Consider the following 11,844-nt stretch of genomic DNA (forward strand, 5'->3'; position numbering starts at 1 on the left):
GGGGTCTTGGGCAGTCACGGACGGTGAGCGGTGAACGTGAGGGTGCCGACGCCGTGTCCCACCGGTTCGCCGTGATAACCGCCGAACACTTCATCGACGGCGAGTCCCGCCTCAATGAGCATGGCGCGGAGCTGGTCTTCCGAGCGGAAGCGAATGGGCCCGCACTCGACGCGTTCGATCCCGTCCGGACCGATCTCGTGTGCAGAGAAGTCCACCACACCGGTTTCTTCGTCTACTTGGGTGGTTTGGTACCAGTGCTGGCTGTCGCCCTGGGGGAGACGGACGATCTTGTGGGTGCGTTCCTTGGTCCAGGCCTCCCAGCCACGGGCGTTGGGATCGCGTGAATCAAAGGCGAGGCGGCCGCCTGGGGCTAGGTGGGCGGCGATGTCGGCGAGTGACCGGGCCAGCTCGACGTCGTCGATTATCTCCTGAACGACGTTGGAGGACATGAGGGCAACATCGAATAATGCGGTGGCCGGAATGGCCCGGGAGTTGCCGTCGATCCATTTGACCCCGTCCGCGCCCTGCTTCGCGCGGGCTGCCTGGAGGGAGGGATGGTCGGGATCAACGCCCGTGACGGTGCATCCGGCTTGCGCAGCGGCGATTGTTATGCCGCCGGTCCCGCAGCCGAGGTCAAGCACGCGTGCGCCGGGGATGGCGGTAGCGAAGCTCAGGAAGAAGTCGTCGCTGGGGCCCCAGTTGTTGACTGCGTCATACAGGTCGGAAGCGTGGTTCTCCGTCATCGTGCCCACGCTACAGAACAAGCCGGCTTCTGGGGACGGTATGCGCCGGAGTGGTTTGTGGTGCGTCTGAGCACAGGAGCCGACTAGCGGCGGCCTTAGTTCGCCCTGGCCCGGTATGAACTGACCGAGTGTGAAAGAGCGATCGCCATTGGCACTGAACGGTGGTTTCCGAGCGGCTCACCAACAAGTGGGAAGATCTTGGTATGACTGCAGCAACCGTTGGACCCGATCCGGGCCTGGTGCCGGAGCTTCTGATCACGGATCTGGATAAGAGCCTGGATTTCTGGTGCGGGCTGTGTGGGTTCGCGGTGCTCTATCACCGCATCAATGAGGGATTCGCCTATATCGCCAGCGGCTCCGCGCACGTCATGCTCGAGCAGGTAGGAGTGGGCCGTAACTGGATCAGCGGGTCTCTTGAACGTCCCCTCGGGCGCGGAATCAACTTTCAGGTTTCAGTTCCGTCGATCGAGCCGCTCGTGAATGCCCTGGATGAGGGAGGCTGGCCGCTATTCATTGAGCCGGAGACCAACTGGTACAGAACGGGCGATCACGAGTCCGGCGTTACACAGTTTCTGGTCGCAGATCCGGACGGATATTTGATTCGATTCCAGGCGTCCCTGGGACGAAGACCTATCGCTCCAGAGCCGGTATGAGTAGCCTGGCGCCAACCGTGAGGTAGGGCCTTGTCGACGTTGCCACAGAATATGCAACATCCTTCTGGCGTTAGGGTGGGGCATGATCGATGAGCGAAAAACCTGGCACGAAGCGCACAAGGAATCCTTGACAAAGGGCCAACGGGCCGCGGATTTCATGCGGAACGGGATGGGCAGCTGGCCGTTCGTCGGCGGTTTCATTGGTTTCATGGTCGTGTGGGCCGCTATCAACAGCTTGGCACTGGCGAACAATGCTTGGGATCCGTACCCCTACATTCTGTTGAATCTCTTCCTCTCGATGCTGGCGGGGCTGCAGGGGGCGATTCTTCTGATCGCGGCCAAACGGCAGGACGCGATTGCCGCAGCGATGGCCCAGCACGATCATGACACCAACCTGAAATCCAAGGAGGAGATCGAGCTGCTCATGGCAATCAACAGTCAACAGCTGGAGATCCTTCGGGAGCTGCAGGTCTTCGCGGCCGCCGCGAACGTCAGGATTGATGCCGGCGCCGGCCCCGGCGCCTAAGATCCGCAGAACCGCCTCCCTTGACGGCTTGCCGGGCCGTGGTCATGGCTTCTGGGACGCCGCAGCGTGCGCATCAAGATCGGCGAGGCTGAGCGGATGTGCAGGGGAGTCCGGGAAGGGAAAGGTGGTCGTCACCGCCAGCAACGGGCCGACGTGCACGAGTTCGCCCGCAGCCATGGGCCGCCAGCGCGGGTTGTGATCCATCGGTTCGGTGGCGAAGAGGACATGCGGGGAGCGGGCTAGATCCGTGCTGCGGGCGTGGATTCGGATGCTACGGGCGTCCAGAGGGGCCGCCGGAGCCGGTGCAGCGGTAGGGTCCCGTTCAAGAATGTGCAACTCGTGGGTTCCCGGGTACCTGAGCGACCAGAGGTCCGTGGCAGTGGTCACGATGAGGTTCAGGCTAAAGACGGGTAACTCCGTTGCGATCCACCTGACGGCCCGGGCGATGCCTTCTCCGACGTCGCCGCCGGTCCGGCGGGTCTCGGCAGTGATGAGCGCGAAGAGGCGTTCGCTGTCGGTCTGTCCCTGCACAAGGTTCGTAACACCGAGCCCGGCCAGATGCTGATCGAGCCGCCCGAGGTCTCCGAAGGCGCCGTTGTGGGCGAACAGACGCCCGTCCTGCTCGAACGGGTGCGTGTTCACCAGCGTATGGGCGCCGGTGCTGGCATACCGCACGTGGGCAAGGAACGTTGTGCTCTTCAGAACCCGGGCCTCGCGCGCGAACGCGTGGTCCTCCCACGCGGCAAGCGGCTGCTTAGCGACATGGGCTCTACCGTCAGCGTCGAAGGTGCCTATTCCGGCGCCGTCGGGCTCCCGCCGGCTCTGCTCGGCGAGGCTGTCCGGGGCGTCCAGGAGCCAGAAGGTCGCCCTAACCGGTTGGGGCCCGGCGTGCAGGCCGAAGAGTCGGCACATGGCAAGTGGCTAGCTCCTTAGAAATCGCCCGGCAAGCGGCGGCAGCACGACCTGCCCGTGGTTCAGGCTACTCGGGGTGGCCTTTGCCGCCAACCCACTTCCGAATCATCCCCCAACGGCGACGAAGGTCCGGGACTATTTCGGTGGATGGTGCCGTTATGCAATCGGGGCTGGAACCGGTTCTGCGCGCAACGCCCGCCTTGGGCGCCGATGGGAATGAGGTCACGTGACAGCTACGCCTGCCGAGGGAGTCGGCTTCCGGTCCAAACGCGGCCCTGTCCTCATTGCCCTGATGCTTTCGACTGGTCTGGTGGCGATTGATGCCACGGTTGTGGCCACAGCTGTGCCTTCGATCGTGCATGACATTGGCGGGTTCACGTCGTTCCCGTGGCTTTTCTCCGCCTACCTGCTGGCCCAGGCTGTGTCGGTACCTGTCTACGCGAAGCTCTCGGACGTCATTGGCCGCAAGCCAATCATGCTCCTCGGAATAGGCTTGTTCCTGCTCGGCTCGGTCCTGTGCGGAGTCGCCTGGAGCATGCCGGCGCTCATCGCCTTCCGAGTGGTGCAGGGACTCGGCGCCGGAGCGGTCCAGCCGATGGCCATCACCATCGCCGGCGATATCTACACGCTGGCAGAGCGGGCAAAGGTGCAGGGCTACCTGGCGAGCGTGTGGGCGGTCTCCTCAGTGGTCGGCCCGACGCTCGGGGGAGTGTTTGCCTCACTCGGCATCTGGCGTGGCATTTTCCTCGTGAACATTCCGCTATGCCTGGTGGCAGGTTGGATGCTGGTCCGGTCGTTCCACGAGGATATCGAGCGCGTGGAGCACCGCGTCGACTATCTCGGGGCTGGGCTGCTCACGGTCTCGCTCACCCTGCTCATCCTTGGGGCCCTCGAGGGCGGCCAGGCCTGGGCCTGGAACTCCGCCATCAGCAGTGCTGTCTTCGCAGGCGGTGGGATCTTGTTCGCCGCGTTCGTCCTCGTCGAGCGGAGGGCGGCGGAGCCCGTCCTGCCGCCGTGGGTGGTGTCCCGGCGGCTGTTGGCGACGACGGCGATGATCGCCTTCGGTGTGGGAGCGGTCATGCTTGGTCTGACTTCCTATGTCCCCACGTTCCTCGAAGGTGCCCTCTCGACTTCCCCGATCCTTGCCGGGCTCGCCCTGGCGGCGTTGACCATCGGCTGGCCGATTAGTGCGTCCCAATCGGGGCGTCTGTATCTCCGGATCGGGTTCCGGAACACTGCGCTGATTGGCGTCACGATTACCGTCATCGGCACAGCAGTCCTTGCCCTCACCGCCTCGGCGCCCAACATTGCGGCGGTCGCCGGCAGTTGCTTCATAGTCGGACTCGGACTCGGGCTAGTCGCGACCCCGACCCTCATCGCCGCCCAGACGAGCGTCGAATGGAACGAGCGCGGCGTGGTCACCGGCACCAACTTATTCGCCCGATCGATCGGCAGCTCCATCGGCGTCGCCGTCTTCGGGGCTATAGCGAACGCCGTCTACGCCAGCTCCCCGCACGGCGGAACAGATCCCCAAACCATTGTGTCGGCCTCCTCCGCCGTGTTCCTGGCCGTCATGATCTGCGCCGTACTAACGGTCCTCGCCGTCGTCGCGATGCCCGCCACCAAGCCGGTCAAACAGGCCTACGCCGCCGGCGCCCGAAGGTAGCCACAAGTTCGACGCCCCTGCCGAAACGCCGGACCGAGACGCTATCAAGCTCGGCGTCGTTCCGTGGCGGTGACACTCTTTCTGGGACATTCTGCGAAGTGAGAAGCGCTTCAGATCGTGCCAGCGATATCGTCGACTGCTTGTGACAGTGCCGCCATGGATAAGGGACCGCCGTGCCCCTCGTCCTCGATGACCACAAGGTGACTTGATGGCCATCGCCGCTGCAGCTGCCACGCGGTGACTGCCGGGCCACTGATGTCTCGCCGGCCGTGGATAAGGCAGCCGGGGATGCCGTTGAGCTCGTGAATCCGGGGGATGATCTCCTGCCCGTTGGTCAGGAACCCGTCGTTGGCCCAGTAGTGCGCAACCAGAAGGGCGAACGTCATGCGCTCTCGCTCATCTTCGAACAGCGCTCCGGGCACCCAATTGGGGTCCAGGGATATATGCGTGGATTCCCAGCGGTCCCAGGATTGGGCGGCCCGTCTGGCGTCGTCGCGGTCTTCCCCTTCCAGCCGCCGAGCGTAAGCCTCGACCACTCGCTCGCCCGGGTTTGCGTTGGCTGCCTCGAAAAACTCGTTCCACGCTTCGGGGAAGATTCGTCCGACGTCTTCAGTGATCCATTGGACCTCGTCGCGGCTCGTTGTTGTCACCGCGACGAGAGCGATGCCGAGGACCCGGGCAGGGTATTTGAGGGCATATGCGAGGGCGAGCGTGCTGCCCCAGGAAACACCGGTGACGATCCACCTGTTGATACCCAGGTGCTCGCGCACCGCCTCAATGTCCTCGATCAAGGCTTGCGTGGTGTTCTCGGACAGGTGGTCGAGGTCCTCGTGTACCGCCGGAGTGCTCCTGCCGCACCCTCGTTGATCCAGCCCGATGATCCTAAAGCGCGTGTGGTCGTGTCGTTTGCGGTATCCGCCCTTACCAAGGGAACCGCCGGGGCCGCCATGAAGGTATAGGACCGGAATGCCGGAGGGTTCGCCGGTCGATTCCCAGTAGATCCTGGCATGGGGCACGCTCACCCAGCCGCTTGTTGTCTCCGCTTGCTCGCCCTTCATTCGCTCCACAATATTGGAGGTACCCAAAAGAGTTGCCCGTGGAGGACGCCATTTCGCGTGTTCAACCGCTTCCTGTGTTCAACGGCGCAGCAGGTAATTAGCCACCCCGTCGGGGTTAGCCAGGGCGACGAGGTGGCCACCGGGCACGACGTCGGGCTCCACACCGAGGCGTTCGCGGGCGACCCGTCGTTGGAAATCCAGAGGAAAGAACCGATCTGCCTCGCCACTGAGCACACGGGTCGAGATCCTGGGCCAGTCCGTGAAGTTGCACACCGACTCGAAAACCGCGTTCGCTTCCGGGCGTTGGTGCGGTTCCCCTTCGGCCGCTATGTCCGGCGAAATGTCGTGCAGGAAGTACGTGTCTGTGTCGAACTCGGAACTGTACCCGTGGGCCTTCGCCGCGCCTTGCTGCGCGGCAGCCCAGCCGGTGTTGTCCCACCACGCGCCCGGGGTCTCGCCCGGCAGCGGGATCATCGCGTTCACCAGTACAAGCTCACGGACGGAGGCCCGCTGGCAAACGAGCGGCGCGGTGAAGCCGCCCAGCGACTGCGCAACGAGCACCACGTCGTCGCGCCCGCCGATGGCTTCGAGAACCAGATGCGCGTACTCGGGCAGTCCGGCGCTTTCATCGTCGCCGGGCAGATCGACCGCCACAGCTTCGTGGCCAGCTCCCTGAAGCAAAGGCAGGACACGGCTCCAGTACCAGGCTGCGCCGCCCGCTCCCGGGATCAAAATGAAATTACTCACTGTGGCGCCATCTCAGCGCCGACGCCGGGGCCCCCGTCCCGGAGCGGCAGGCGGGGGCTGTTGGACCGATCTCGTTTCAACGTGGATCTCATCTCCCCATTTTCATTCCCGCCACCGCTAACAGCCATAGGGGCGGGAATTAACTCCTTGCTCGGCTTAACAGCCCAGTCACTACGCGCTGCCTACACCCAGAAATTCGGCCGTGCGAGACGACGTTCACATACTTATAGGCCGAGCGGTACTCGAACAGACGCGCCGCCACAAGCCCGACGGCGCCGTCGGCCCCTGGCGTGGCATAAGCTTCCGGTATGGGACTAATAATCACACTACTTATCATTTGGCTTGTTCTGTCGATCCTTGGCTTCGCTGTGAAAGGCCTTCTTTGGTTGGCCATCATCGGCCTGGTGCTCCTGGTAGCCACTGCTGTTTGGGGCTGGATGAAACGCAAGACCAACGCCTGACGCGCGACTGATCTCTCTTCGGCGGCGGCCGGTCCCACCTGGGACCGGCCGCCGCTTTTGTGCCGGGAGTGTCGCCGGCCTATTCATCGCCGGATTGGCGCCGCAGTTTTCACTCGGATTACGTCGAACTAGTCTGCAGACATGGAACACAACCGGACCAGCCTGGGCAAACGATTCGCTGGCTGCCTCGTCCTAACGGTCTTGTCGTTTGCGCCACTTGCGGCCTGTGGAGAACAAACCGGACCGCCGCAGCCACCTGCGGCGCCACCGGCCACACAGCTTTCGCCACGGCCGGGGATAACGACGATCACTCCTAACTTCGCGGAGCTTCCCCTAGACCAGACACCCCAACCGACCGAGACGGTGCCTTGGCATCTGATCCGTGTGGACCTGACGGAGAACCGCGTGTACCTCTCTGCGTCCTCGGTTGATTGCACGACGCCGGAAAAAGTGCGGCTCACAGAGTCCGCGTCTGAGATCAAGATTTCGGTGACCGGGCGACGCGCCAGCGAACCCTGCACTGCGAAGCAGGTCACCTTGGTGGGCTACGTTCAGATTGGCTCCATCGGCCAGCGGCAGGTCACCGGCAACGGCAGCTAGCGGTTTCGGAATATCCGGAGGGAATGAGCCAACTCGGGGTGGCTTCCTCGGCGGAAGGGAGAGAGAATCCAGACCGGGGAATTCCTAGGAAAGTTCCCGCAGGCGTTCAGCCACGTTGGCGTGTTGGCCAGCGGGCTGCGGCTGCTGAAAGCCCAGCGGAGGGACACAAAAGACAATCTCCCCTCATGAGGGTGCATCAGCCCTAGGGTCAGCGGCCAGGTGCCGATTGCGGGTTTCAATGAGCCTCTGGAGGTAGCGGGCCAGGAACAGCCTCTCGACCACTCGTCCGACAGGGCCGAACGGAGCCGCGAACTCGATCCGGTCAACCATCGTGGTTCCATTGGAATCTTCGCTGAACTCGTGAACGTGCCGGAACCGCCGGAACGGGCCCTTGACCTGCTCGTCCACGAAATATTCTGGCGCCTCCATCTGGGTGATCCGGCTCGTCATTCGGATCGGGACCCCGAAGTGCCAGGCGCGCCAAGTGACCTGCTCTCCCAACGAGATCAGGCCGGATCTGACACCGGCGACCGCATCCTCCCGTGATCGCGCCATCGAGTCCTTGTGGGCGTCGATGCTGCGTGCAAGATCAAACAACTGCGCCTTTGGCATGCCTGTCCGCGTTGTGCATTCGAAGTAGACGGCCATGGTCAGAGTATGACATCCTCTGAACCCGTCCCTCCGACGGGACCGTCCCAGGACCAGTGTCGGAAGCGCAGGCCGTCTGGAACGTCATCTGCGGAGCGGTGGGACCGGCTCACGCCAATGCGGCCTCCCACACGAACCCGTCCGGATCGGCGAACGGGCCGGCGTCGCTGCCGATCGTCAGCCGGTGCGAGCCGGTGCCGTCAGGGGAGACGCCGGCGTCCTTGGCGAGGGCGCGGCGCCCGTAAAGCCCCAGCTTGATGGGACTCGACGGCATGGCGAACTCGACGTACTTACCGAAGCTCTTGCCTACCGTGAGGCCGTGGTCTAGATAGAACCGTTTGCTCGCAGCGACGTCGGCGGCCGCCACCAACAGCACGATCTGGTCGATCTGCCTGGTGGCCGGACCGGTGTCCTTACGAGCCGACGTCGCCACCTTCCAGATCGCGCCATCGGGAGCCTGCACGACGCCGCCGTAGCCCCACAGTGATTTTTGGACCGGCTTCAGCGTCGTGGCGCCAGCAGCCAGAGCGCTGTCGATCAGGCTGCTGACGGTGGACGGCTGAGACACTATGAGCGACATCGTGAACCCGCGGAACCCGGCCGTCGGGGCATCCGAGGCTCGCACCCGCACCTGCGTGCCCAAGCCGAAGGCGGCGGTGTAGAAGGCGGTGGCGGCCGTGGGGTCCGGTACTTCCAGGATGACTGATTCGATGGAGGTCATGGCAGGTCCTTCGGTGAGGTGGTCAGGTCGTGTGTTGATGACTTTATGCTGTGGCCTCCCGGATCGCTTCTCAGATCCTGACCGATCCGTTGCGGGCCGTGCCGGGCTAAGAACTGGTGCTGGATGCAAGCACACCCAGGCCGAGTGCAGCGATGATGCCGCTGCTGCCGCGTTCAAGCCAGCGGCTCACTCGGGGGCGCTGCAGCCAGGCCATCGCCTTCGCTGCCGCAATGGATACGGCGGCCAGGTAGAGGAAGCCGATGGCGCTTTCTATGGCACCCAGCACCATGGCGGTGTCCAGCGTGTTGCCGCCGTGAGGAATGAATTGCGGCACGACGGCGAGGTAGAACAGGCCGACCTTGGGGTTGAGCAGTGTGGAGAGCGCACCGGCACCGAACCCTGCCCTTCGGGTGTGGCTCCTGCGCGGAGCTTGTCCAGCCGTTGCGGAGGGTGTTGTGCGGCGGGCCCGGATCAGCGACGAGATTCCCAAGTACAGCAGGTACAACCCGCCTGCGATCTTCAGCCAGCGGAACACTTCGGCGGAGTCCTCCAGCACGGCGGCGAGACCTACGCCCACCAGTACGGCCCAGACCAGGGATGCCAGTGCCGAGCCGAATGCCGCGGCAAGGCCGGCCCCGGCGTTCTGCAGCGAGATCCGCAGCACCAGGAACGTATCCGGGCCCGGGGTGACGGAGAGCAGCAGGCACAGTCCGGCAAAAGCCAGCAGGGTTACGGCGGTCATGCGCACCATTGTCCGGGTGCTGGCTGTCCGGTGGCAATTGTGGCCAGACTTCGGGGCATTGCGCTGTCAATCGACTCTGCGGCGCGAGCCGTCGTCGGGCCCATCGACCCCGGGATGCATTCGCACCGTGGGGTGCACTGCCAGGGAACCCCTTGCCTTTGTGGATGACCGATCCGCTAGTCGCCGGCGGCGTCGCGGCCGCGACGCACGATCAGCCGGTCGGGGCCGTGGACCACCGATGTGTCCTTGTCCTCGTAGTCGAACTGGTTGAGGAAGTAGCGCATCGCGTTGATCCGTCCGCGCTTTTTGTCGTTGAACTTGATGGTGATCCACGGCGCATGGTCCGTGTCGGTTCGCAGGAACGTCTCCTCCTTGGCTGACGTGTATTCCTCCCACCGATCTAGGGAGGCCAGATCTATGGGCGAGAGCTTCCAGCGCCGCACCGGGTCAATCTGCCGTATCGCAAAGCGGGTGCGCTGCTCGTGGCGGGTCACTGAAAACCAGAACTTGGTCAGGTGGATCCCGGAGTCCACAAGCATCCTCTCGAAGAGCGGCGCCTGAATCATAAACGTGTCGAACTCCTGCTCTGTGCAGAAGCCCATGACCCGCTCCACGTTGGCCCGGTTGTACCAGGAGCGGTCGAACATCACGATCTCCCCGGCCGTGGGCAGATGCTGGATGTAGCGCTGGAAATACCACTGGCCCAGTTCACGGTCGGAAGGCTTGCTCAACGCCACGGCCCGGGCCGAGCGTGGATTCAGGTGCTCGGTGAAGCGCTTAATCGTACCGCCCTTGCCGGCCGCATCCCGGCCCTCGAAAACGATCACGTGCCTGAGGTCATGGTCCTGGCCCCAATACTGGAACTTCAGCAGTTCAACCTGCAGCCGGTATTTCTCCATCTCGTACTCATCACGGGACATCCGCTCGTCGTAAGGGTAGTCTTCCCGCCACGTCTGAACGGCCGAACCGCCTGGGTGGATCAGTTCCGGATCCTCGCCTTGCCCCCCGCGCACCGTGTACCCCATCTCCACCAGATGGTCGATGGCCTCCCTGAGGTTTTCCCGCAGCCAGCCCTGATCCTCAGGTGTCCACGTTCTGTCCGCCTGTGCCATCCCCAGCCTCCCTCCGGCCCCGCCGAACCATCGCCTGCCATCTAGGATGACAGCGTTCGATGCTCAACTGAGTTCATAGAATGCGACCAGCCTAAGCCGACAGGTGGAGCTCACGATAGGTATGGGCTTCACAGTGATCCGCCGGCGGCTTCCGGCGTTCCGGAGTCGTGGCCCCCTCCGGTCGCCTGGCCGGTGTGAGGCCCGCTGGATCCGCGGTGCCCGCCGACACCTCCTTGGTCGCCTACGCGTTCACGGCCAGGAAGTCTTCGATGTCGAAGAGGTTGTCCGCCCGCCGGGCAATGTTCAGCAGGGTGGTCATCGAGGAGACCTCTTCGACCTGTTCCTTGAGGAACCACAGCATGAATTGCTCGCCCAGGGCGTCGTCCTCAGCCCTGGCCGCGGCGAAGATTGCCTTGATGTTCTCGGTAACCTCCTGTTCCTGGGCGAGGGCCAAGGCGAGGGGTTCCTCGACGTTCGCGAAGTCGTTGCGGACCGGATCAATGCCGGTGGCGATTTTCGTCTTTCAGGTCCTCACCGAACGCGACGAGAAGAACTCCATCCATCGCAAGCAATGAATCATTCTCCGGCTGGACCAAAACCTTCACCGACCCAACGCCTTTGTGCGGCTATCGTGGACCGGCTGAGCTTCGACGGTGGCATCATCGAAACCGGCACCGACTCCTACCGCCTCGCCCGCACCATCGCCCAACGGACTGCAGGCTAGCCGGGCGGTCCTCCGTTCCTCCTGTGGGCGATGGCAACGCAGGGGTTTCGCAACAGCGGAGCCGAGTAACTATCTACCCGGCGTCATCCGGAATCAGAGGCCCTCTGTTGCTTCCAGGCGGCCGGAGCGGACCGCGTCGGCGAAGGCCTGATAGTCCTTTTCGTTCTGGTCCGCGTAACGCCCGGAAAAGTCGGTGATTGAGCGCTCGAACTTGTCGCTCTTGCCGAGATAGGACGCGATCGCAACCGGGTCACCCGACCGGGCGTGCGCCCGCGCCAGCGTCCAGCCGCAGGTACCGGCATAGAAGTTCATGGCGGGTGGTTGCATCGCTTCCACAATGGCTGAGCCCTTCATGTCACGCAGTTGCCGCCAGTAGAGGTATCGGTTGTCCTGCACGCCTTTGGTCCAGCCCAAGAAGATGTCGCTTGCGGCCTGCATCATCCGCTGCCCCTGCACCACGCGCTCGCCCGGCTGCTTGAACTTGCTCTTCGGCAAGTGGTCCTCAAGCACCGATTTCGTGGCCTCCTTGAC

Annotated in this window: 14 protein-coding genes and 2 pseudogenes; 6 read left to right on the plus strand and 10 right to left on the minus strand. The window is 63.7% G+C overall.

Annotated features, from left to right (window positions below; genetic code table 11):
• Positions 1-14: 14 nt before the first annotated feature.
• Complete coding sequence (locus tag AC1DEM_RS06235) at positions 15-743, minus strand: class I SAM-dependent methyltransferase (RefSeq protein WP_476883641.1); 729 nt, start codon at positions 741-743, stop codon at positions 15-17.
• A gap of 203 nt (positions 744-946) precedes the next feature.
• On the opposite strand from AC1DEM_RS06235, the gene AC1DEM_RS06240 reads away from it, so the two are divergent.
• Together AC1DEM_RS06240 and AC1DEM_RS06245 are read left to right on the plus strand one after the other, a co-directional pair.
• On the plus strand, positions 947-1,396 hold the full coding sequence (locus AC1DEM_RS06240; RefSeq protein WP_476883642.1) for a bleomycin resistance protein: 450 nt from the start codon (positions 947-949) through the stop codon (positions 1,394-1,396).
• Positions 1,397-1,478: 82 nt separating this feature from the next.
• Positions 1,479-1,922 (plus strand): DUF1003 domain-containing protein, encoded by a 444-nt coding sequence (locus AC1DEM_RS06245; protein ID WP_476883643.1) that lies wholly within the window; start codon positions 1,479-1,481, stop codon positions 1,920-1,922.
• A 42-nt stretch (positions 1,923-1,964) separates the two neighbouring features.
• Here AC1DEM_RS06245 and AC1DEM_RS06250 read toward each other — a convergent pair whose 3' ends face one another.
• The gene (locus AC1DEM_RS06250; RefSeq protein ID WP_476883644.1) at positions 1,965-2,834 is read right to left on the minus strand and encodes a class II glutamine amidotransferase; all 870 of its coding nucleotides are present in this window, start codon (positions 2,832-2,834) and stop codon (positions 1,965-1,967) included.
• A gap of 292 nt (positions 2,835-3,126) precedes the next feature.
• On the opposite strand from AC1DEM_RS06250, the gene AC1DEM_RS06255 reads away from it, so the two are divergent.
• Positions 3,127-4,500 carry an MFS transporter gene (locus tag AC1DEM_RS06255; protein WP_476883661.1) on the plus strand — a complete coding sequence of 458 codons (1,374 nt, stop codon included), beginning with the start codon at positions 3,127-3,129 and terminating at the stop codon, positions 4,498-4,500.
• A gap of 110 nt (positions 4,501-4,610) precedes the next feature.
• Here AC1DEM_RS06255 and AC1DEM_RS06260 read toward each other — a convergent pair whose 3' ends face one another.
• The gene (locus AC1DEM_RS06260) at positions 4,611-5,558 is read right to left on the minus strand and encodes an alpha/beta fold hydrolase (RefSeq protein ID WP_476883645.1); all 948 of its coding nucleotides are present in this window, start codon (positions 5,556-5,558) and stop codon (positions 4,611-4,613) included.
• 78 nt (positions 5,559-5,636) lie between these two features.
• On the minus strand, positions 5,637-6,305 hold the full coding sequence (locus tag AC1DEM_RS06265; RefSeq protein ID WP_476883646.1) for an alpha/beta fold hydrolase: 669 nt from the start codon (positions 6,303-6,305) through the stop codon (positions 5,637-5,639).
• Between the two features lie 308 nt (positions 6,306-6,613).
• On the opposite strand from AC1DEM_RS06265, the gene AC1DEM_RS06270 reads away from it, so the two are divergent.
• On the plus strand, positions 6,614-6,766 hold the full coding sequence (locus AC1DEM_RS06270; RefSeq protein ID WP_476883647.1) for an LPXTG cell wall anchor domain-containing protein: 153 nt from the start codon (positions 6,614-6,616) through the stop codon (positions 6,764-6,766).
• A gap of 141 nt (positions 6,767-6,907) precedes the next feature.
• Positions 6,908-7,366: a hypothetical protein gene (locus AC1DEM_RS06275; protein WP_476883648.1), complete on the plus strand. Its 459-nt coding sequence runs from the start codon at positions 6,908-6,910 to the stop codon at positions 7,364-7,366.
• 183 nt (positions 7,367-7,549) lie between these two features.
• Here AC1DEM_RS06275 and AC1DEM_RS06280 read toward each other — a convergent pair whose 3' ends face one another.
• The 5 genes and pseudogenes from AC1DEM_RS06280 to AC1DEM_RS06300 all read right to left on the minus strand — a co-directional run.
• The gene (locus AC1DEM_RS06280) at positions 7,550-8,014 is read right to left on the minus strand and encodes an SRPBCC family protein (RefSeq protein ID WP_476883649.1); all 465 of its coding nucleotides are present in this window, start codon (positions 8,012-8,014) and stop codon (positions 7,550-7,552) included.
• A gap of 109 nt (positions 8,015-8,123) precedes the next feature.
• Complete coding sequence (locus tag AC1DEM_RS06285; protein ID WP_476883650.1) at positions 8,124-8,735, minus strand: VOC family protein; 612 nt, start codon at positions 8,733-8,735, stop codon at positions 8,124-8,126.
• 106 nt (positions 8,736-8,841) lie between these two features.
• Positions 8,842-9,477: a LysE family translocator gene (locus tag AC1DEM_RS06290; RefSeq protein WP_476883651.1), complete on the minus strand. Its 636-nt coding sequence runs from the start codon at positions 9,475-9,477 to the stop codon at positions 8,842-8,844.
• A gap of 176 nt (positions 9,478-9,653) precedes the next feature.
• Positions 9,654-10,589: a polyphosphate kinase 2 gene (gene ppk2 / locus AC1DEM_RS06295; protein WP_476883652.1), complete on the minus strand. Its 936-nt coding sequence runs from the start codon at positions 10,587-10,589 to the stop codon at positions 9,654-9,656.
• A gap of 128 nt (positions 10,590-10,717) precedes the next feature.
• A pseudogene (locus tag AC1DEM_RS06300) lies at positions 10,718-11,094 on the minus strand (ferritin); the annotation flags it as partial.
• A 4-nt stretch (positions 11,095-11,098) separates the two neighbouring features.
• On the opposite strand from AC1DEM_RS06300, the pseudogene AC1DEM_RS06305 reads away from it, so the two are divergent.
• A pseudogene (locus tag AC1DEM_RS06305) lies at positions 11,099-11,313 on the plus strand (ATP-binding protein); the annotation flags it as partial.
• 93 nt (positions 11,314-11,406) lie between these two features.
• Here AC1DEM_RS06305 and AC1DEM_RS06310 read toward each other — a convergent pair.
• Positions 11,407-11,844: DUF2252 family protein (locus AC1DEM_RS06310; RefSeq protein ID WP_476883653.1), on the minus strand; the 438-nt coding region annotated here is incomplete at its 5' end.

It is taken from the genome of Arthrobacter sp. 05T420 (genome assembly GCF_056396305.1).

Excerpts from the sequence above, each read along its gene's own strand:
- AC1DEM_RS06235 (WP_476883641.1), bottom strand. The coding sequence starts at position 743 with ATGACGGAGAACCACGCTTCCGACCTGTATGACGCAGTCAACAACTGG.
- AC1DEM_RS06240 (WP_476883642.1), top strand. The coding sequence starts at position 947 with ATGACTGCAGCAACCGTTGGACCCGATCCGGGCCTGGTGCCGGAGCTT.
- AC1DEM_RS06245 (WP_476883643.1), top strand. The coding sequence starts at position 1,479 with ATGATCGATGAGCGAAAAACCTGGCACGAAGCGCACAAGGAATCCTTG.
- AC1DEM_RS06250 (WP_476883644.1), bottom strand. The coding sequence starts at position 2,834 with ATGTGCCGACTCTTCGGCCTGCACGCCGGGCCCCAACCGGTTAGGGCG.
- AC1DEM_RS06255 (WP_476883661.1), top strand. The coding sequence starts at position 3,127 with ATGCTTTCGACTGGTCTGGTGGCGATTGATGCCACGGTTGTGGCCACA.
- AC1DEM_RS06260 (WP_476883645.1), bottom strand. The coding sequence starts at position 5,558 with ATGAAGGGCGAGCAAGCGGAGACAACAAGCGGCTGGGTGAGCGTGCCC.
- AC1DEM_RS06270 (WP_476883647.1), top strand. The coding sequence starts at position 6,614 with ATGGGACTAATAATCACACTACTTATCATTTGGCTTGTTCTGTCGATC.
- AC1DEM_RS06275 (WP_476883648.1), top strand. The coding sequence starts at position 6,908 with ATGGAACACAACCGGACCAGCCTGGGCAAACGATTCGCTGGCTGCCTC.
- AC1DEM_RS06280 (WP_476883649.1), bottom strand. The coding sequence starts at position 8,014 with ATGGCCGTCTACTTCGAATGCACAACGCGGACAGGCATGCCAAAGGCG.
- AC1DEM_RS06285 (WP_476883650.1), bottom strand. The coding sequence starts at position 8,735 with ATGACCTCCATCGAATCAGTCATCCTGGAAGTACCGGACCCCACGGCC.
- AC1DEM_RS06290 (WP_476883651.1), bottom strand. The coding sequence starts at position 9,477 with ATGACCGCCGTAACCCTGCTGGCTTTTGCCGGACTGTGCCTGCTGCTC.
- ppk2 (WP_476883652.1), bottom strand. The coding sequence starts at position 10,589 with ATGGCACAGGCGGACAGAACGTGGACACCTGAGGATCAGGGCTGGCTG.